At 40.8% G+C, this 18,620-nt stretch carries 21 protein-coding genes; 2 read left to right on the top strand and 19 right to left on the bottom strand.

The features are described from left to right. Nucleotides 1–6: 6 nt before the first annotated feature. Nucleotides 7–1,812, bottom strand: coding sequence for a methyl-accepting chemotaxis protein (locus HCX62_RS02390; protein ID WP_185572628.1), 1,806 nt, complete (start codon nt 1,810–1,812; stop codon nt 7–9). 161 nt (nt 1,813–1,973) lie between these two features. Further along, nucleotides 1,974–3,704: a pyruvate oxidase gene (locus HCX62_RS02385; RefSeq protein ID WP_185636878.1), complete on the bottom strand. Its 1,731-nt coding sequence runs from the start codon at nt 3,702–3,704 to the stop codon at nt 1,974–1,976. 271 nt (nt 3,705–3,975) lie between these two features. Here HCX62_RS02385 and HCX62_RS02380 point away from each other — a divergent pair, with 271 nt between their 5' ends. After that, nucleotides 3,976–4,623, top strand: a complete 648-nt coding sequence (locus HCX62_RS02380) for a FusB/FusC family EF-G-binding protein (RefSeq protein WP_185636877.1) — start codon at nt 3,976–3,978, stop codon at nt 4,621–4,623. A 43-nt stretch (nt 4,624–4,666) separates the two neighbouring features. Here the strand turns inward: HCX62_RS02380 and HCX62_RS02375 are convergent, their stop codons facing one another. From HCX62_RS02375 to lftR, 3 genes are read right to left on the bottom strand one after another with little or no spacing between them, the layout of a single operon-like run. Then, the gene (locus HCX62_RS02375; protein WP_185636876.1) at nt 4,667–5,698 is read right to left on the bottom strand and encodes a hypothetical protein; all 1,032 of its coding nucleotides are present in this window, start codon (nt 5,696–5,698) and stop codon (nt 4,667–4,669) included. A gap of 20 nt (nt 5,699–5,718) precedes the next feature. Beyond that, the gene (locus HCX62_RS02370) at nt 5,719–6,042 is read right to left on the bottom strand and encodes a DUF1048 domain-containing protein (RefSeq protein WP_185636875.1); all 324 of its coding nucleotides are present in this window, start codon (nt 6,040–6,042) and stop codon (nt 5,719–5,721) included. Next, a complete protein-coding gene (gene lftR / locus HCX62_RS02365; protein ID WP_003721840.1) occupies nt 6,042–6,368 on the bottom strand; it encodes a PadR family transcriptional regulator LftR in 327 nt (108 codons plus the stop codon). Before lftR ends, HCX62_RS02370 begins: the two co-directional genes overlap by 1 nt. Before the next feature lie 188 nt (nt 6,369–6,556). Between lftR and HCX62_RS02360 the strand changes: the two genes are divergently transcribed. Beyond that, the gene (locus tag HCX62_RS02360) at nt 6,557–6,883 is read left to right on the top strand and encodes a hypothetical protein (protein ID WP_185638056.1); all 327 of its coding nucleotides are present in this window, start codon (nt 6,557–6,559) and stop codon (nt 6,881–6,883) included. A 58-nt stretch (nt 6,884–6,941) separates the two neighbouring features. Here the strand turns inward: HCX62_RS02360 and HCX62_RS02355 are convergent, their stop codons facing one another. The 14 genes from HCX62_RS02355 to flgK all read right to left on the bottom strand — a co-directional run bounded on the left by HCX62_RS02355 (nt 6,942) and on the right by flgK (nt 18,605). Next, the gene (locus tag HCX62_RS02355) at nt 6,942–7,586 is read right to left on the bottom strand and encodes a hypothetical protein (RefSeq protein ID WP_185636874.1); all 645 of its coding nucleotides are present in this window, start codon (nt 7,584–7,586) and stop codon (nt 6,942–6,944) included. Between the two features lie 13 nt (nt 7,587–7,599). Beyond that, entirely contained in the window at nt 7,600–8,259 is a 660-nt protein-coding gene (locus HCX62_RS02350) for a lytic transglycosylase domain-containing protein (protein ID WP_185636873.1), read from the bottom strand. Nucleotides 8,260–8,275: 16 nt separating this feature from the next. Continuing rightward, nucleotides 8,276–9,577 carry a flagellar protein export ATPase FliI gene (gene fliI, locus HCX62_RS02345; RefSeq protein WP_185636872.1) on the bottom strand — a complete coding sequence of 434 codons (1,302 nt, stop codon included), beginning with the start codon at nt 9,575–9,577 and terminating at the stop codon, nt 8,276–8,278. Next, nucleotides 9,574–10,266, bottom strand: a complete 693-nt coding sequence (locus tag HCX62_RS02340) for a FliH/SctL family protein (protein WP_185636871.1) — start codon at nt 10,264–10,266, stop codon at nt 9,574–9,576. Before HCX62_RS02340 ends, fliI begins: the two co-directional genes overlap by 4 nt. Then, nucleotides 10,253–11,359 (bottom strand): flagellar motor switch protein FliG, encoded by a 1,107-nt coding sequence (locus tag HCX62_RS02335; protein WP_185636870.1) that lies wholly within the window; start codon nt 11,357–11,359, stop codon nt 10,253–10,255. Before HCX62_RS02335 ends, HCX62_RS02340 begins: the two co-directional genes overlap by 14 nt. A gap of 2 nt (nt 11,360–11,361) precedes the next feature. Then, nucleotides 11,362–13,014: a flagellar basal-body MS-ring/collar protein FliF gene (fliF, locus tag HCX62_RS02330; RefSeq protein WP_185636869.1), complete on the bottom strand. Its 1,653-nt coding sequence runs from the start codon at nt 13,012–13,014 to the stop codon at nt 11,362–11,364. Nucleotides 13,015–13,081: 67 nt separating this feature from the next. Continuing rightward, the gene (gene fliE / locus HCX62_RS02325) at nt 13,082–13,378 is read right to left on the bottom strand and encodes a flagellar hook-basal body complex protein FliE (RefSeq protein ID WP_185614761.1); all 297 of its coding nucleotides are present in this window, start codon (nt 13,376–13,378) and stop codon (nt 13,082–13,084) included. Between the two features lie 16 nt (nt 13,379–13,394). After that, nucleotides 13,395–13,805: a flagellar basal body rod protein FlgC gene (gene flgC, locus HCX62_RS02320; protein ID WP_008947132.1), complete on the bottom strand. Its 411-nt coding sequence runs from the start codon at nt 13,803–13,805 to the stop codon at nt 13,395–13,397. An 11-nt stretch (nt 13,806–13,816) separates the two neighbouring features. After that, complete coding sequence (gene flgB, locus HCX62_RS02315; RefSeq protein WP_008947131.1) at nt 13,817–14,218, bottom strand: flagellar basal body rod protein FlgB; 402 nt, start codon at nt 14,216–14,218, stop codon at nt 13,817–13,819. Nucleotides 14,219–14,238: 20 nt separating this feature from the next. Then, nucleotides 14,239–14,520 (bottom strand): hypothetical protein, encoded by a 282-nt coding sequence (locus HCX62_RS02310; protein ID WP_185502382.1) that lies wholly within the window; start codon nt 14,518–14,520, stop codon nt 14,239–14,241. After that, nucleotides 14,492–14,878 carry a flagellar export chaperone FliS gene (locus HCX62_RS02305; protein WP_009924584.1) on the bottom strand — a complete coding sequence of 129 codons (387 nt, stop codon included), beginning with the start codon at nt 14,876–14,878 and terminating at the stop codon, nt 14,492–14,494. The genes HCX62_RS02310 and HCX62_RS02305 overlap by 29 nt, the downstream gene beginning before the upstream one ends. Nucleotides 14,879–14,896: 18 nt before the next feature. Beyond that, the gene (locus HCX62_RS02300) at nt 14,897–16,186 is read right to left on the bottom strand and encodes a flagellar hook-associated protein 2 (RefSeq protein WP_185568303.1); all 1,290 of its coding nucleotides are present in this window, start codon (nt 16,184–16,186) and stop codon (nt 14,897–14,899) included. Between the two features lie 11 nt (nt 16,187–16,197). Next, on the bottom strand, nt 16,198–17,073 hold the full coding sequence (locus HCX62_RS02295) for a flagellar hook-associated protein 3 (RefSeq protein ID WP_185637996.1): 876 nt from the start codon (nt 17,071–17,073) through the stop codon (nt 16,198–16,200). A gap of 11 nt (nt 17,074–17,084) precedes the next feature. After that, entirely contained in the window at nt 17,085–18,605 is a 1,521-nt protein-coding gene (gene flgK, locus HCX62_RS02290) for a flagellar hook-associated protein FlgK (RefSeq protein ID WP_185636868.1), read from the bottom strand. Between the last annotated feature and the right edge of the window lie 15 nt (nt 18,606–18,620).

The following is an 18,620-nucleotide window of genomic DNA, read 5'->3' as shown; positions in this document are numbered from 1 at the left end:
TGCTACCTAGACATTTTCGGCTAGGATTGGCTCTCCATTTTCTTTTGTTTCTGTGTCTGGCTCTTCTGCTACTTCGACCGCTTCTTCGCTTACTTCGGTATTGAAGTTGGCGATATACCCTTCTAATGAACCGGAAATTTTTTGCATTTCTTCGGAGATAACGACTAGCTCGTCCACTTTCATTTTGTTTACTTCCGCGAATTCAAGTGCGGCAGTGGATTTTTCACCGATTTGGTTGGAAATTTCTGTTACATCGCTAATTGATGTGTTGACTTCTTCTATTCCGGCAGCCATTTCTTCTGTTTCTTGGGAAACGTTTTGCATTTGGGCGGAAATATCATTAACACGGTTGAGTAAATCTGTGAAAGTTGCTTCTGTTTCGGAAATTATTTTTTGGCCTGCTTCGGATTCGGAAAGACCTGTGTTCATTACTTCGATGGTTGTTTTTGATTCTGTTTGGATTTTTTTCAGGACGGTATTAATATCTACAACAGCAAGACGCGATTGTTCTGCTAGCTTGCGGACTTCTTCGGCTACGACTGCGAAACCACGGCCATGTTCGCCGGCGCGCGCAGATTCGATTGCTGCGTTTAGAGCCAGTAAATTTGTTTGGTCAGCGATATTTGTGACAGTATCTAGCGCTTTTTCGACTTCGCCAACGCGGTTAACTAGTTGGGAAACAACGTCTGTGCTTGAACGCATAACACCGCTAATACGGTCCATTTGTGACACTAAGTTATTAATAACGGCAATTCCGTCGTTAGTTTTTTCTGCGGAGTCTTTTGTTAAGTCAGATACTTTAAGGGCATATTCAGCCACGTTTTGAACGCCGCCTGTCATTTGATCCATCGCATCAGTGCTTTCTTTCATGCTGCCGATTTGCGTTTGAATTTGTTCGCCCATCATTTTCATTTCGATGTCCATTTCGGTTGTCATCGCGGAAATAATTTCAGAGCTAATAATCACGTTATCGCTCGAAGATTTCACATCTGTGGACGCTTTTTTAACGTCTTCAATCATTAGGCGTAGATTTTCGCTCATTTCGTTCAAGTCGTTAGTAATGTCGCCCAGTTCATCTCTACCATTATAGGTGCTACGGTAAGATAGGTCGCCACTCGCTACTTTATGTACGGCTGTTTGCAGATGACGAATTCCTTTTAGAATAACTCTCGTAATATAGGCGTTGAAAATGAATAAGGAAATTAGCACGGCGATAATAACTGCTGTGAAAATTAAGCTGATTTTTACGCCAAAGTCAGAAATTGCTTGTGAGGAATTTTCGACTTCTTTATAGTTCATGTCATTTAAAACGTTTAATTGCTTCGTTGCATCATCAAATTTTGTTTTGACGTTTTGGTAGTATCTGTTTTGTGCTCCAAGTAGTTCTGCATCGTCTAGCGCACTTGATGTGTCACTGATTACAGAGGATGCGGATGCTTTCATGTCTGCTAGTTTTTCTTCAAAGTAAGCTAATTGTTTTTTATCTTCTGCTGTTAAATTGGCTTTTTTGAAATTATGGATTGCTTGGTCATTTTCGGCGTACAGATTATCGATATCTTTGATAAGGGTTGATTTTCCGTTGATAGTGTCGAACATGGTCAGGATGTCGATATTGATTTGCGCCATGTTTGTTTGGATTTTTGCGATTTCTTTCATTGGTGCGACATTATTATCAACCATATTATCTGAAAGTGTTGCTACATGACGAAATCCTAGGAAACTAGTTGCGCCAAGTCCGATTAACATGATGGTCGTTATAACAATATTGATGCTTAATTTTGTTTTCAATTTACGATTTTTAATTAAATTCACCCATTCCACACTCCTATTCTCTAATTCTAGTTTATTATCTCATATTTTTTAAAAAAACTCTATATTTTATTGTAAAATAATTAGTTTTAATAAAAAAACATTATAAAAACTAGCGAATATCGGCGTAAAACGGGTGATATTGTTATTTTTTTATTTATTTTTTATAAAAATCTACGTAAAATCGTTTTTAACGGTGGCATTTTTGCAAAACGGTGATCTTCTAGGACAGATTGGACTTCGAATTTAGTGTAGCCGAGTGCTTCGTCCATGATGATTTTTCCTGGTAGCGGAGCGGCTGAGCTATCTACGGAAACGTCGATGATGACGGGTTTGGTTGCGAGTTTTGCATTTTCAAAGGCGCTTTCTAGGTCGGCCATTTTTTCTACACGGAAGCCGATTCCGCCACAACTTTCAGCGAATTTTGCGTAATTGATGTCTGGGAGGTCGATCGCGTAATTGAGTTCGCCGGCTGATTGTTGTTCGTATTTAATGAAGGATAGTTCTTGGTTGTTGAGAACGACGATGATCATTGGCATGTTTTGTCCGACCGCAGTTACGAAGTCTTGCATCACCATGGAAAAGCCTCCGTCCCCTACGATCGCGATTGCTTGGCGGTCTGGGAAAGCTTTTTTCGCAGCGATGGCTCCTGGTAAGCCGCAGCCCATTGTGCCGAGCCATGCGGATACAATGAAGTCATTTTCGGGTGTTAAATGTAAGTAGCGCGTACTCCAAACAGTTGCTGTTCCTACGTCAATGGAGAAAATAGCATCTTTGTCCGCGATTTTTTGGATATTCGCCATTACGACTTCTGGTGCGATTGGGTCGGTGGTTTGCGTTACGTCTTCTTCTAACCATTTCCACCATTCTTGCATGTTTTCTTGGCACGCTTGGAGGAATTTACGTTCTTCTACAGGCGCTATTTTGGTCGTTAAATTGCTGATGATTTCTGCGGCATCACCAACTAGACCAACTGTCGCTGGATAACGTTTGCTGATTTTCGCCGGGTCAATATCGATTTGGATACAATCGGCTTTTTTTGGTAAGTAGTTGCTGTATGGGTAGTCATTTCCGAACATTAATAGCAAATCGGTTTCTTGCATCGCTTCATAAGCTGGTTTTGTTCCGATTTTGCCAAGGTTCCCGAGTGCGTTTGGGTGGTCGTCTGGGATGATTGTTTTTGCTGGTAAGGAATTAATAATCGGGATTTTGGCTTTTTCCGCGAATTCGATTAAAGCTGCCCCGGCGTGTTTGGTTCCAAGGCCTGCTAGGATAACTGGTTTTTCTGCTTTATCAATTAGTGCTACGGCTTGTTGAATTGCCGCTTCGTCTAGTTTTGGATTTTCTTGTTCAAATTTGACTGGCTTCGCTTCTAGGCTTGCTTTAATTTCTTGAGCCGGGATGTCATTTGGGATGGTTAGGACGGCGACGCCTTTTTCTTTATAGGCTGTGCGAATCGCTTCGTCGACCACATCTGCGAGCGTTTCCGCGTTATCAATTTGTTTATTATAAACGGCAACATCTTCAAAAATTGCTGGCAAATTGACTTCTTGGAAAAAGCCGGTATTTAGGACATCGGTTGTTACTTGTCCCGCTAGAACGAGCATTGGTACGTGGTCCATTTTGGCGTCATACATTCCGTTTAATAGATGGATTGCGCCGGGGCCGCCGATGGATAATGCGACGCCAATTTTGCCGGTAAGTTTAGTATAGGCTGCCGCTGCTAAGGTTGCGACTTCTTCGTGGCGGACGTGAATAAATTCAATCGCCTCTTGTTCTTTTCGTAAAGCGTCGACTACTGTATCAATCGAATCGCCGGGTAAACCGTAAACGTGGTCGATACCCCAATTTTTCATTGTTTGTACGAGTGTTTCACTTGCTTTGACTTTTTTCATTATATATTCTCCTCCCATGGATGTTTTCTCTAATGTCCAATAGTGTTCGTTTACCCTGTTTCGGAACGAGTTATTCATGAAAGAGAATTGACGAACAATTCAGAAGTGCTTATAATGAAGGCAAGGTGGTGATCAAAGAGATGCAAACAAAATTGCACTGCTCTCGACTTTCTAACAATGGCTTTAGGATTGTTTAGAAAGCAAGAGTGAAATAGACTCTTCAATCCTTCAGCTAGTTTAACCAACATTAAACTATTAAAGGAGAATTATAATGAAAGAGTTTATCGAGCCATACCAATATAATTTTATCAAAAATCAATTAGCCAATGTTTCCCGCGCATACCGGTCCGCGAATGATACTTCGACTTTGAAGGCGTTAAAATCGTTAACAGAGGAGAAAATCAACGAGCTATTCCCGGAGGACGTTTTGACGGAGCATAAGGAACTTTTTAGCGAGCTCCATGCAATTACTTCAACCAAAGAAGCAGAGCCGTTTTTAGAGGGTTTAAAAGCCTACGTGATTCCTTTCGCACAGCCTAGTGATGTGAAACTTAAAAAACTTTTTGCGAAAACGAAAAAATTAAAAATTCCCGCTTGGTCTAAATTGGATTTGCGCGACTATACTTTTTATGGTTGGAATGACATTGCCCAGCAGCGCAAGTATATCGTGACTTACGAGGACGGAAATTTGGTCGGCGTACACGGAACTATTTCTACGGAGATTCAAAAGGGTGTTTGCTCGATTTGCCATTCGCATTCGAAAGTATCGCTCTTTATGGCGAAAACGAAATCGTCGGGTGATGGTGTTTATACGACAAATGGTAATTATATTTGTTACGATAGCGATGTTTGTAATGAGCAAATAAAAGCCCATGAAACGTTAGATGAGTTTATAGAGGTTGTTAAGAAACGTAAATAAAAAACAGAAAGTCTCTCATTATTGTTTGAGAGGCTTTCTGTTTTTATTTAAAGAAGGAAACTCCGTCCAGTATTTTAGCTATTTTTTGATTATCTTCATCTCGATGTTCTACTTCATTATTAAAGAAGTAGCAACGGAAGTCCGTGCTCTTAGGAATAAGCTGAAACCATTCTGCCTCAACAACTTGCTTGATAGCTTTTGCTACGCTAATGGTTACTTTCTCCGTTTCGGCTTCGTCTAGTGGTTGCATAATAAGTTCCATAGAATCAAAATCACTGTATGACCAGTCTGGCGTTTCATCGCCTTTTAAATCGGCACTTACCTGTTCAACTACTTCTGCACTCAAAATTAAATCGGCGTGCTCGGTGTAACTTGAAAATGCTAAAGAAAATAAGGTTTCATCTGGATGTTCATCGACAAATGTTTGAATCGCTATTTTCATTTTTCCTAGCAATCGTTCTTCCAATTTTTTGTAGGCAATTCGTTCATTCGAAAAAGTTACTCTCGAACCACCTGTTGACCAAGTTTGAATTATTTTTAATAAAGAGCCATCTTCTTTGTAGTAAAAGTGGTTGGTGGTATCCATTTCGGATTGATCGGACTTGGATAATGTGTTGATTGCTTTTAGTTGGTCATTTTGATAATAATAGCGTTGCGATGAAGTACCTCTTGCTGCATGGCGGTTAGAGGTTTGCACTTGGTTATCTTCAAGCATGTATTTGGTTATATTGCTTAATGAGTCCCCACTCCAATACATCGTTTCAATGCTATTTGGTTCATAGGTATACATCGTGAAATTATGAAATTCGCCCAAAAATGCTGACATTTCTTCTACTAAAATAAGACAATCTTGGGCATCAAAATGATACTGATAACAGTTATTGTCTTTGATTGACTCCTTCAACGCTTTGCCATTTAATTTATAACCATCTAATTGATTTTCAAAAGGTAAAACGTTATAGCGGTGGCCTTTTGAAAATTCTGTTCGCACGCTTCTGGAACGAAAATCTTCTAAATAAAAAGCAGCTTGAGCTTTTCTTTCCTCAAATTGTTGTCGTAAGTCAGCTGTTTCCATTTTCGGATACCTTCGCTTTCTTATTTAATCGAATCACGCAGTTTTTTTCGTTGATTGTCCATCCATGTTTCTTCTGGATATTCACTTAGTAGGTTGTCTGCGAATTCGGCTAGGTCGTCACCAACGACGGCTTTCAGTTCTAGCTTGTCAGCGGCGGCGTTTTCGAACATTTCAAGGACGTTTTTTAAGATTTCGAACATCCCTGCGCCTTTTGCAAAGTTCCATAAATAGGTTTCGATAGCTTTCATTGCGGTTTTATAGTCCTCTGGCAAAGCATCTATCCGTTTTTTATACAGTTTATAGTCTCGTTTTTCTTCGCGGTATTTTGTAAACCATTTAAACATTACGCTTGCCCTCCTTTAACTTGCATGATTTTTCCTTGAATAAAGTCCCAACGCTTCCAAAAAATCGCTAATTCTTCTTCGCCAGCTGGGCTTAATGTGTAAAATTTTCGTGGTGGACCTAATTCTGATTTTTTCTTTTCTATCTCGACTAGCCCTTTTTTCTCCAGGCGGACGAGAATAGTGTAGACGGTTCCTTCGACGATTTCGTCAAAGCCTAGGTCATTGAGGTACTTGGTGATTTCATAGCCGTAAGTTTCTCCTCTAGAAATTCGCTCCAATATCATTCCTTCTAAACTACCTTTGAGTAACTCGGTAAGTCCTTTCATTTGAATTCACTCCTCTACTAGTTGTTACTAGGTACAAGTATATAGTAATACAAAGTAGATTGGTTGTCAACTGGTTTTTAGAAAAAATTTAGCGATTCTTATTGCTTTTGTAGCAGAAATACAAGTATACTAAAATGGAATTAAATTCCAACCTATCTACTTATACTTCTTAGAAAGGAACAAATAATATGTTATCTTTAATTAAAACTTTAGTATGGTGTGCCTGTTTTTTAGAATTTATTTTTGCCTTTTATACGTTAAAAGCTATGGGAGACGCGATAAATTTATTCCCTATCATTAGTTTGGCAGCATTTGTTATGCTAGCTCATTGTCTTTGTTGCATTATCCTCACACAATCTTTAACTCTTAACAATAAAATTATCTTTTTATTTATTAGTGGTATTCTATTGTTAGGCGCCAACCTAATAGAAGGTCTATATATAAATCCGATTCCTGGTGCGCTTTATATTGCAGCTGGGATTATCGCCACTATTTATGATCGAAAAAAAATATAACGCAAAGTTAGCTTCATAAAATAAAAAGAGAGACGCATCGTAGCGCCTCTCTTTTTGTTTACTGAAAAAGTACTTCTGGGTTTTGTTTCATTGCGGTTAAATTAGCGATGTTGACTGTTAAAAATTTCTTTTTGGGAGCTTCTAGTGTTTCAAGCCATTCGTTTGTTAGGTTCGTTGCGATTTCGGCTGCTGCGTCGTTTTGGCAAATGAAGCCGATGTTTTTGTACTGGCATTTTTCATCGAGGTTGGCGTAATGGTGTTCTTCGCTTTCTTCGGGGTTGAAAATGTCCATGTAAAAATTGCGGTTGCCTTTGAGAAATTGCATGTGGGTGTCGTGTGAGTCTACTAGATTGAAATCGCGTTTGGTGAATTGGTTGATTGCTTCTGATTTCACGTTTGAAAGGTCGAAGCTTGCTTTTGTAGTTGGTTTTTCTAGGTTTTGAAGTTGGCTTGCTTCGAATGATTTAGCTGCTTCTTGGTCGGATGTGAAGGCTTGGAGTTGTTCTTCGACGCGGTTCATTTTCGTTTCAAAGTCAAGTTCGTTTAGGAGATTTTCGGTTTGTCTGATAACGTTAATTGCTTCTTCAAATTGGTCGTTTTTTATGTAGGAAGTTACTTTTTCAGCGGCTTCGATTTTGATTTCTTGTTGCATCGCTGTTGTCATATCGCGCCATGATTCCCACTTTTGTTGCCAGTTTCCCATGATTTATTCTCCCTTACCCGATAATTTTCTTTAAATAATTTTGTGTTTCTTTGAATGGTGGAACGCCGCCGTATTTGCGGACATTTCCTGGTCCGGCGTTATAGGCTGCTAAAGCTAGTTTTAGGTCGCCATCGTATTTTTTGATGTAGCCTGCAAGCTCTTTTGTTCCAGCATCAATATTGGTAGCTGGGTCGGTGCGGTTGGATCCTGACATTAGTTGCATTAAGCCGGTTGCGCCAGCGCTCGATACAACATTCGGGTTATAGTTGGATTCTACTTGGATGACGCGTTTAATCAGCGCTTCTGGGACGCCGTATTTGGCTGCTGCTGTTTTGATTAAATCGCTATATTTCCCTTCGTTTTCAGCGCTGATTGGTTTGATTTGGTAGTTGTTCCAGTTGGTTAGCTCGCCAGTTGGTGTTGCCTGTGTCGTGCTTGATGTGGTTGCTGTGGAACTGGTTTCGGATTTATTGATTAACGCTTCATACGCTTCTCGGGCGCGGGCTAGTTCGGCGTCGGTGACTGTTTGTACGCTAGTTGTTTTGGCTTGAGTGCTGGCGTTTAAGCGTTCGTTTAATTTGGTTTCAAACGTAGTGGCCGATTGTTTCACTGCTTCGAACGCGCTTTGAAACTCGGCTTGTCTAGCACTCATTACTTGTTCTACTGGATTCATCCACGGCACTCCTTTGTTATACTAACGTTTCCATAATTTTACTTGTTTCCTCAAGCGTGACATTTTCATCCCGCAACTGTTTTAAAAATTGGTGGATAAAATAAGACTTCTCTTTACTTGTAAAAATGGCGGCATTATCACTTGTTTGCTCGATTGTTCCTAGTTTGAAATACAGTTCGTTTTCTTGGTAAATACTCATCCATTCGCGAATTTTTGACGCTGTTTTCCACTGGCTTTCTGGGACGATTTCTTCCATCACACGGCTAACGGAGCCGAGGACATCGATGGCTGGATAGTGATTTTTCGTGGCCAGTTCACGGGTTAAAACGATGTGCCCATCTAAAATCCCCCGCGCTAAATCGGGTACTGGACCATTCATGTCATCTCCGTCTACGAGTACGGTATAAATCCCAGTTATCGAACCATTTTGCGTTTTACCAGAACGTTCGAGTAGTTTTTTCATGTACGATTCCATGAGTAAGGTTTTTCCGCCGATGGGTAAATCTTTGACGGCGATATCGACACTTCTTCTTGCATCGGCAAAACGAGTGACGGAATCCATCATTAAAAGGACAGTTTTTCCTTGGTCGCGGAAATGTTCGGCAATCGAAGTGGCTAGTTTGGCGGCGCGCAGTTGCATAAGGTGGCTTTCGTCTGATGTGGCGGCAACAATCACGCTTTTACGCAATCCTTCTTCCCCGAGGTCTTTGCGCAAGAAATCTTTTACTTCCCGACCACGCTCGCCGACTAAGCCGATTACGTTTATATCAGCTTTGGCATTACGAGCAATCATTCCAAGCAAGGTAGATTTCCCAACACCTGAACCGGCGAAAATACCGATTTTTTGGCCGATGCCGATTGTTAACATTCCGTCGATTGCTTTGATGCCAGTTTCGAGTGTGTCGGTAATTTCTGCTCGGCTAAAAGCATGGATGGGCGGCGCTTCGAGTGGCATTTTTTGTTTAAATTTAGCCGTGCCTGCTTCTTCGTTTAAAATATCGCCGGATGCGTTGAGAACTTTTCCAAGGAGAAATTCGTCGGCTGGGATAGTGATTTTCGTATCGGTCACGTATACCCAGTCGCCATATGCTACTTTATCACTTTGATTAAATGGCAGCAGCATGTTGTTTTCTTTTTCAATGGAGATTACTTCGCAGAGCACTTTGTTTTCACCGACCATGACAGTATCGCCAATTTTCACTTGGGGGCCTTTGGAAATATATACTTGTTCTTGGACTGTGTGGATTTTTCCTTTTTGGATGTATGGGACGGTGTTTTTTAGTTCTTGCCAAGCTTCGGTTTTTGGCGACCAGCTCACGGTTTATCGCCCCCTAGAATTTTCCGTTCGGCGTTTTGTTTGTGTAATGTTTGGAAAATTTCAGTGATGCGGTAGTCGAAGTATTCTTTTTCTTCTTCTACGGTAAATTCGCCGTAATCCAGTCGCATGTCGAAGTTCCAGTGAATATTTTCTAAAAGCCAATCGTATTTTGTGCCGGTGTTTTCTTCTTTTAGGGCTTTTAACGTTTCTGGGTGGGTGGTGACGTTTAATTTGTCGAAAGCGACTGGGAGTTTTTCGATGACTTCGGTTAGCATTGGTAACACTTCGATTTGGCGGGTGTCGATGGCTTGGTGGACAATTTTCTCTGCAAGATCGATGCTTTCATCCCAAAGGAAGTCGGTGATTGTTAGGTAAATTTGTGTTTTTTCTTGTTCAAATGCTTGTTTTTGCGCTTCGATTTCGACTGCTGCGGCGCGCTTTAATTCTTCGATAGCTTGGCGTTCTGCTGCAAGTGTCGCTTTTTCTTGGGCTAGTTTTTGTTCCTCGATTTCGATGGCGGATAAGTGTTTTTCGAGTTCTTTTTGATGCGTTTCTAGTTGTTCGAGTTCTTTTGAGTATGGTGATTCCACTTCTTCGGTTTCTTCTATATCGTCTAAATAATATAATTCCATTTTCACATCAGATAAAGTGACTTTGCCTTTGGGGATTCGTGGATTAGATAAGGACATCCTGTTCCCCCCGTTGGATAACTATTTTGCCGTCTTTTTCTAGATTTTTAACGACATTGGCGATATCTTGTTGGGCTTGCTCGACATCGGAAAGTCTGATTGGGCCAAGGACTTCTAGTTCTTCGGTAATCATATCGCGACGGTTTTTCGATACGCAAGAAAGGATTTTTTCTTTGAGTTCTTCTTTTTCGTTTTTGAGTGCTCGGGCGATTTTGTTGTTGTCTTGAATTTCGGCCAGAACTTGTTGCAAGGTCATGTTATCAAGCAGAATAATATCTTCAAACATAAACATTTTCTCTTTGATGCGTTCGGAAAGTTCGGCTTGTTCGACGTCTAGATGTTCGAAAATCGTACGTTCCAAACCGCGCGTAACGTTGTTTAGGATGTTGGCAACATTTTTTATGCCGTCAGTTTTGTTCAGTGAGCTGTTCGACATTGTGTCGAGCTTAATTCTTAGTAAGTTAGATACGTTTTGCATGACTTCACTATCAAATTGTTCTAAGCTCGCGATGCCAATAACTGTGTTGATCATTTTTTCTTCTGGCAGTAAAGCTAGTAGTTTCGATGCTTCTTCTGGTTTCATGTACGAAGCAATCATCGCAATTGTTTGCGGCGATTCATCACTAATAATTGTAAACAAGGAGTCAACATCATCAATTTCGCGTAAAATATCTAGCGCTGTTTCGCCAATACGTGATTCTGCTTCTACCCCGTAAATCAGTTGGTTTAGTTCTTCTGTTGTCATATCTGGGAACAGGCGTTGTAAGTGTTCGCGGTCGAGTTTGGCAATGCCACCAGACAGAAGTTCTAGTTCTCCTAAAAATTCTCTAGTTGCTTCTTCTACTGCGCTACCGTCCATTTCTTTCATTTTGGCCATTTCACGGGCAAGGCGTTGTTTGGATGCATCGGGAAGCAAATCAACTACTTCAGTCGCGATTTGTTCATCCAGGCTCCAAATAATAAGTGCGGCTTTTTCACGTCTTGAAATACCCGAATAGGTTTGCGTCGCTGTTGTTTCTTCTGTTGCTTCTACTTCAACAGTTTCTAATTCAGCGTTTGTTTCTTCTAAGGTTTCTTTGAGTGTGTCTGCCATTGTTATTCCTGCCTTTCATTGAGCCATTTTTGGATGACTGCTGCGGCGCGCCCTGGGTCTTCTTTGGCCATTTCACCGAGTTTATTTTTCAAGCTTTCTTTGCGAGCTTTTAATTCTGGTTCGGATAAATCGAATGCATCTGTTTGGAAATTGAAATCTGGATGTTCTTCCGGATTAACTAGCGCCTCTTCGGCTGGGATAAAGTCTTGTTCTTCTGCTTCTAAAGCTTCTTCTAGTTGTTCTTTACGTTTAAGGAAGATGATGTAAGCGATAATTCCCGCTGCGATAATAGCAAATAGTAGACTTCCTGCGAGCCACCAAATCCATGCTTTGCTTGCTGGTGCTGCTTTTTCTGTGGTGTCTTTCTCTACTGGTGTTTGGTTATCTAAAAATTGGATTGGCATGATGGTGACATCACCGTTTTGGAATGTACCTTCGAACGTTGGTGCGGCTGCTGCTTCTCCGTCCGCGCCCGCTTCTTCGGTAGTCATATTGGGCGTTAATCCAGCTGAAACACCAATTGCTTTTGTAAATTCTGCCATGTCCACGCCATTTTTATTTAAAGCATTTTGATCAACCCAGACTACGACATTTGTTTTTGCTAGGGCTGGGTGTTTTTTGATTTCTTGAATAGTGGAGTCTAGTTCGTAGTTGGTTGTTTCGCTTGATTTTTCGCTTGTGTATGTGTTGGTATCGTCGCCGTTTTGTTCTGTATAGTTTGGTACATCAGCGTTTGATGCGGTGCCTGATTCGGTTGTGTTTGCGGAACCTTTGGATGTGTCGGTTGATGTATCTTTTTGATTGCTACGGACTTTGCCGTCGCTTGGATAATGTTCGGTATTTTGTTTAATTTCGTCAAAATTAACGGTGACATTGGTATTCACGCGGAAATTGTCTAGGGCAAAAATGCTGGAAAGTGTGCCTTCAATGTCTGTTTTCACATTTTTTCCGATGGCGTTTTGGATGTCGACTTCATTTTTATAGGCCGAGCTGCCTTCTTCTTTGGATGTGTCTGCTTCTGAGATAACGCCATTTTTCGTATCGATAATCGCTACGTCTTCGCTAGCAACGTTTGGTACGGCTGCGCTGACGGTGCGTTGGATACCGAGAACTTGTTCGCTTGTTAATGTTTGGTTGTTTTTCGTTTTTAGTGTTACTGCGGCTGTCCCTTTTTGACTTGCTTCTTCAAAAATCGAGCTCGATTCTGGTAATGTTAGCTGAACGGAGGCGCTGTCCACGGTCGTTCCGTAACTTTGAACGATTTCTTTTTCTAAATTGACTTTTGTGCCGACTTTTTCTTGCATTTTTTTATCTTCTTCGCTGGCTCCTAGCGAACTATTTAGCAAAATGTCATTGCCATCTTGGCCTGTGTATGGAATACCTAGGTCTGCGAATTTATCGCGAACGAGTGTCTCCACTTTTTCATCGACTAAAATGTTGCCGCTCTTGTCGACGGTATAATCAACGCCCATTTTGGCTAATTGATCGGTGACTTGTTGTTGGCTTGTTTCGGATAAATTTTTATAAAGAGTAACTTCTGTTTTGGGCGTGTTCATGTAGAGTAATAACACCGTGACTACGACAAAAAGGCCGACTAAAATCGCGCCTTTGTGCCAATTCTTCAATTTCGAATACATTGTTTTTATTTTTGCCATCTTAAAAACTTCGCTCCATTTTTCTCGTGTGGACGATTGACTAAAACTCCCCCGACTAGTCTAACCGCTACACTTGCATATTTAAAAGCTGTTTGTAGCTTTCGATTACATTATCACGAATGACCGCAGCAGTTTTCATTTCTGACTCTGCTTTTTTCATTTGAATGAGTACGTCGCTTGCGTTTCCTTCTCCTGTTGTTAAAAGGCTTGAAACGGAATTTTGCGCGTTTGATTGTGTATCACTCATACTATCCAGCATTTGCGTGAAGGTATTTCCGGCACCTGCCGCATTGTCTGTTTTCGCGGTTTCACCAAGCGTTACTTTGGGCAAGACGCTTGCTGCATTAATACTTTCAATTGCCATTTCTTAAAACACTCCTTTATACTCTGCCTATTTCTAAATCTTTTTCCATCATTTTTTCGTTCGCTTGTAAGGCTGAAGTGTTTGCCGCGTACATTTTTTGTCCTACCATCAAATTGGTCATTTCCGCTGTCATATCCACATTTGCATAGTTGACGTAACCTGCTTCATTGGCATTTGGATGGGTTGGATCATAGACACGCTTGACGCTTCCGGTGTCGCTTGAGATTTCGCTTACTTTGACGCCTTTTGTTCCTGTTAGAGCTGTTTCGAATGGCGTAATTTCGGATAGTACGACGCGTTTTCTGAGGAAAGGTGTTTCGCCAGGCGCGGCGCTTGAATCAGCATTCGCAATATTATTGGAGCTCACTTCCATCCATTGTTTCGCAGCATTTAACGCGGAGCCGCTTGTGTTTATTCCTTCAAACATGGTTATTCACCTTACTTTCCACGGGCTGCTGTGTTGATGGATGAGTTATAGTTGAGTGCACTGATAGCGAGCGCGTACATTTGATTATTTTTAGTTAAGCTGATCATTTCAGAAGTGACGTTGACATTGTTGCCGTCTTCGTTGATGGAGCCGCTTTTGGTGGTGATTTTCGCGTTTGTTTCGTCCGTATTTGTTCCGGCTAAATGTTTCGTGTTTGTTTTCGTTAAGTTTCCGGTAGACTCGGTGCTACTTTGACCAGATGCTCGCAAGCTCGCGCCGAATGATTCCTCAAAACTCGCTTCACTTGCTTTAAAATTCGGCGTATTGGCATTCGCGATATTACTCGAAACTACTTGGTTGGCCGTTTGGAGATAATTCAAGTAATTGCCAATATGCGTGGTATAATTTTCCACTTGTCATTTCCTTCTTTCTTTTAGAAAAATTTCGCATAATTCATGTTGGCAGCATTGCGACTTTTATTTTCGGAAAAGGCATTTTCAGTGGATTCTAATTGTTTTTCGGTGAAAAGAATACCTTTATTTATCACTTCTCTTGTTTCTTTTAAAATGGCTTCTTTTGTCTCTTTCGGTAAATGTTCTGTGCTTTTTAGGAGTTCATTTAGTTTCGCTTGGTATTCTTCGAGGGAAACGTTCAATTGTCCCGTTGAGTGAAATAGTGCTTTAAGTTCAGCCAAATGTGTCTTTGCTTGATTCATGTTTCATCACTCCCTCGTAGCCTTCTTTGAGCTGCGTGATGACGTGAATGATGGTATCAATATTTACTGGTTGTTTGAGTAATTGCATTTGACGAATTTGTTCGGAAATCCACTCGTATAAGCCGAAAATATTGTCGTATAATTCTTGTCCGGCTTCTGGATTTAGTTGTAATTTTAGTTCTTCAAAGATTTTTTCCATTTTATCGAGAATAAGATCTGCTTCCGAAAAATGTAGTTGTGCGAGTGCTTTGTCTAATTTTTTAAATTCAATAATACAGCGTTCGTATATATAAATGGTGTTTTTAATGGGGTTGCTCGTGTTTAATTCATTTTGGGTGTATCGTTTCCAAGCTTGCATTTTTTTCACCTACCATTTTTATTTATTAGAACTGTTCATGCCATCGATTAGAGCATCAAGCGTCATGGCGTCGCTTTGCATCGCTTGCATCATTTCGAGCCATTTGTTGTACTGGTCGGTAATATTTGTTAGAAGTGTGTTGTTCCGACTAGTAATATCAGTTAGCTTTAGAGTTAATTTATTGATTTCATTCGTCATCGAGGTCGTTTCATCACTGATAAAGCCAGTCGAGCCAAATGTTTTGTTCAAAGATTGATATAGTTCGTCGCCGATTCCACCAATGCCAAAGAAAAATCTTTCTACGGCGGTTGGGTCTTCAGCTACCATTTTTTTCATGGCGGTTTCATCTACTTTTAACACGCCTTCTTTATCAACGCTTATGCCAAAATCGAATAATGTATTTCCGTCTTTTTTATGTTGAAATACGTTGTTTAGCGCACGATTTGCTTCAAGGTCGGCAGCAGATGCTTGTAAAATGGTTCCTTTTCCCGTGTAGGTTTTCATTGTGCTTGTTAGCGCGTTGTATGTATTTACAAAACTAGTAATCATGCTGGCTGCTTTTTCATCACTTTGATCTTGGATAGTTAGTTTTTCAGCGCCAGTAGTTTCTTTTTTCAGGTTGATTGTCACGCCTGGGATGTAGTTGGTTACTTTGTTGGTTGGGCTTGTTACGTTTGCTCCATTGATGCGGAGTTTGGCATCTTCTGCGGCTAAATGGTCGGGTGAATTTTGGACTAAACCAAGTGCATCAAGGACAGCCGAGTCACCTTCAAATTTAATACTATTTTCGACACCAGTGGTTGCAGCAGTTACGACCATATTTTCGCCTAGCGTATAAATATTTACTTTTGCGCCGGCGCTATTAATCGAATTCATCACGTTTTTCATCGAGCTGTCTGCATCGATTTTGATTTCCTTGCCGTTGATTTTGATAGTACCACTAACGCCGATTTTCGCCTCGATATCAGGTACAGCTTTGTTGTAAGTATCTGCAGTTGCCAGGTTTTGCACTTCGATGGAATAGCTACCGTTGACGGAACTACTCGTCGAGGACACGGTAAAACTTGTTTCATTCGAAGAGGTCGCGAGTTTCGTCTTACTTTCGTAGGTAGTGAAAGAACTCATCGTTTTCAGCGATTCAGATAACGCGTTTTTCAAACTGGCATACAGGTCAATACGTGATTGATAGCTGGAAATTTGGTTTTGATATGGCGTTTTTGCCTTTTCTAAACTGGCTTTTTGAAGACTGATAAATTGCGAATAATATTGCGTTGGGTCCATTAAACTGCTTGCAATCGAACTTCCCACTTGGTTTCACCTCACATATAATTTAGGATGCTTAATTTTTGTACCATCACACTGGATTGTAGTGCGGCTTGGTATGCGATCGATGTTTTATTTAAATTACTTACGGCTTCTGGCATATTGACTTCTTCGACATTGGATTTCCGCTCTGCAAAGTCGGTTATTTTGCTAGAAAGTACGTTATCGTAAGCGGAAACACCATTTTTTTGTCCACCGATATTGGTCATGGAATTCGTGATAATTTCGATGTTTTGGCTGTTGGTTTCTTGTAAGGCAGACAAAGCGTCCTTATCGCCACTTTTCATCGCGTCGACGATTTTTTGAATGTTGTTAAAAACGTCCGTCATCACGCTACCATCATGGAAAACTTCTACTTCTAGCGTATCTGTTACACGGAAATTTTTATTTTCAGTTGTACCGTTATAGATGATTTCACCGGTCGTTTTATCTGTTGTAAATGGCTTCACACTTGTACTTGAGCCACTAAAAACGTATCTGCCATCGTCTTCTGCGTTAGCAACAGAAACAAGAACGTCCAGTAAACCTTTAATTTCTTCAGCTGACTGTGACATATTGTTTTTATCGCTCGTTCCATTGATTGCTTGAAGCACTAAGGCGTTTACTCGGTTCATCGATGTCGACATGGACGAAAGAGAAGTTTCCGCCGTATTAAGCAACGATTTCGCTTCGGTTACGTCTGTTTTTTCTCGATTTAACTGGCTTAGCACATGATTATAGGATAAAATTTGCGCTGTTGCACCAGGGTTCTCGCTCATAGATTCGTACTTTTTCCCAGAAGATACTTGCAGTTGGTATTTAGCTAGATTTCCCGAGACATTGTTCAACTGGTTAATTATTGAATTTGCTTGTTGATTGGTTGAAATTCGCATCATTTTCCTCCTTATAACATCGCTAAAAGTGCTTTCATCATATCGTTCACTGTGTTCATCGCCTTCGTATTGGCGACATAATAACTTTGATATTGCATAATATTCGTCATTTCTTCATCGATATTGACGCCTTCTAGCGATGATTTCGACTCAGAAAGGGAATTTAATGCTTGCGTATCTGCTGTCGAAGTTGCACTACTTTTACTCGCATCAGTCGCTACTTCGGTAATAATTCCGTCCATAAAACTTGGGAAAGTTGTCCCTTGAATGTTTTTATCTGTTTTTAAAGAGGCGATGTCCGCGGCGATAACACCTAGGAATGGCTTATTATCAGCATTGCTTGTAATCGCAGGATTTAGGATCCATTTTCCAGCATTTTGGGTGAAAATCGGAATCGAAAACTCGCTCACATTATTTACGTATGTACTCGTGCCAAGCGTGTCAATCGCATGGTCTACCCCACCAATGGTTAGCGTATCTCCAGAACGAGTCACGCCGGGAAATTTTTCCAATTGACGTAAAAGTTCATCGCGATTGCTGAGTAGTTTTTCGTCATTAGGATTGGCTTGGAGTGCGTCATTGATTTTTTGTAAATCATCCATTGTTTTATTGACGTTTTTGACTTGGATATCGTCGAGTGCTTTTGCTAGGCCATTTGAAAAAGTTTCGATTTTTTCTTGGTAAGATTTAATTTCGTTTTGGTTAACACGAACGGAAGCAATAATCGAACCTTCTGGCATGTTGAGTTTTTGCCCATCCACGGAGAATTCGAAGCCTGTCGCTGTTCGCGTTGAAGTAATTTCGGTTGTTTCGTCGCCTTGGACAACGAGACGCCCGCCGATTGTCACATCGTATACATCGGGATTATTTGGGTGCGCGCTAACGGAAATTCCTGCGTAGCCAGCCATCGTACTAAGCAGTTGATCACGTTGATTCAGTAAATCGTTCGGCGGGTTGGAGCCGGCATTGCCGATTGCTTTATTAATACTACCTAATTTTTTAATTAATGAATTTAAGTCTTGAATTGCCGCGTCTGTATCTGCTGCAATCGTTGTTTCTAGTTCTTTCAAGCCCGAATGAAGTTGATTTAATTGATCGGTAAAAATCGACATGCTCGATAAAAGTGCTGTTGTATTCGTTGCTTGGTCAGGATTTTTCGCTAAAGCAGCCCAAGCGGTGAAAAAGTTATCCAAATTATCACTTGGCGTATTTTTTCCCGGTGTGCCAAATAAATTAAGTGCTTGATTAAGCGCCCCACTTTGGTATAACGAAGCGGATTGTTTGGCGATTTGATTATTGTATTGTGTCGTTAGAGCCGTATTGGTCAGCCGTTTAATATCCGTTACTTTGACCCCGTAACCCGTTTGTTTCCCGCCAAGAAGGCCTCCGTCACCGTAAACAGCTGTCTGATCCACAGCTTGCCTAATGTACCCCGGCGTATTCATATTACTAATATTTTGCTGAGCGACCATATTAGCGATTTGCGCCGCTGACATGCCCGATAATGACGTATTAAAATCACTTAAACGCACAAAAAATCCCTCCGT

This window comes from Listeria swaminathanii (assembly GCF_014229645.1).
GTDB lineage: Bacteria > Bacillota > Bacilli > Lactobacillales > Listeriaceae > Listeria > Listeria swaminathanii.
The sequence above is the reverse complement of the archived record's forward strand: the minus strand, read 5'-3'. Positions and strand labels throughout refer to the sequence as shown.

What these genes read in the sequence shown, in the direction of transcription:
- HCX62_RS02295 (WP_185637996.1), bottom strand. Translation starts at nt 17,073, where the DNA reads ATGCGAATTTCAACCAATCAACAAGCAAATTCAATAATTAACCAGTTG.
- flgC (WP_008947132.1), bottom strand. Translation starts at nt 13,805, where the DNA reads ATGTTTGAAGGAATAAACACAAGCGGCTCCGCGTTAAATGCTGCGAAA.
- HCX62_RS02335 (WP_185636870.1), bottom strand. Translation starts at nt 11,359, where the DNA reads ATGGCAGACACACTCAAAGAAACCTTAGAAGAAACAAACGCTGAATTA.
- HCX62_RS02305 (WP_009924584.1), bottom strand. Translation starts at nt 14,878, where the DNA reads ATGCAAGCTTGGAAACGATACACCCAAAATGAATTAAACACGAGCAAC.
- fliF (WP_185636869.1), bottom strand. Translation starts at nt 13,014, where the DNA reads ATGGCAAAAATAAAAACAATGTATTCGAAATTGAAGAATTGGCACAAA.
- HCX62_RS02350 (WP_185636873.1), bottom strand. Translation starts at nt 8,259, where the DNA reads ATGAATCCAGTAGAACAAGTAATGAGTGCTAGACAAGCCGAGTTTCAA.
- HCX62_RS02380 (WP_185636877.1), top strand. Translation starts at nt 3,976, where the DNA reads ATGAAAGAGTTTATCGAGCCATACCAATATAATTTTATCAAAAATCAA.
- HCX62_RS02370 (WP_185636875.1), bottom strand. Translation starts at nt 6,042, where the DNA reads ATGTTTAAATGGTTTACAAAATACCGCGAAGAAAAACGAGACTATAAA.
- HCX62_RS02340 (WP_185636871.1), bottom strand. Translation starts at nt 10,266, where the DNA reads ATGTCCTTATCTAATCCACGAATCCCCAAAGGCAAAGTCACTTTATCT.
- HCX62_RS02375 (WP_185636876.1), bottom strand. Translation starts at nt 5,698, where the DNA reads ATGGAAACAGCTGACTTACGACAACAATTTGAGGAAAGAAAAGCTCAA.
- HCX62_RS02360 (WP_185638056.1), top strand. Translation starts at nt 6,557, where the DNA reads ATGTTATCTTTAATTAAAACTTTAGTATGGTGTGCCTGTTTTTTAGAA.
- HCX62_RS02310 (WP_185502382.1), bottom strand. Translation starts at nt 14,520, where the DNA reads ATGAATCAAGCAAAGACACATTTGGCTGAACTTAAAGCACTATTTCAC.
- HCX62_RS02355 (WP_185636874.1), bottom strand. Translation starts at nt 7,586, where the DNA reads ATGGGAAACTGGCAACAAAAGTGGGAATCATGGCGCGATATGACAACA.
- lftR (WP_003721840.1), bottom strand. Translation starts at nt 6,368, where the DNA reads ATGAAAGGACTTACCGAGTTACTCAAAGGTAGTTTAGAAGGAATGATA.
- HCX62_RS02385 (WP_185636878.1), bottom strand. Translation starts at nt 3,704, where the DNA reads ATGAAAAAAGTCAAAGCAAGTGAAACACTCGTACAAACAATGAAAAAT.
- fliE (WP_185614761.1), bottom strand. Translation starts at nt 13,378, where the DNA reads ATGGCAATTGAAAGTATTAATGCAGCAAGCGTCTTGCCCAAAGTAACG.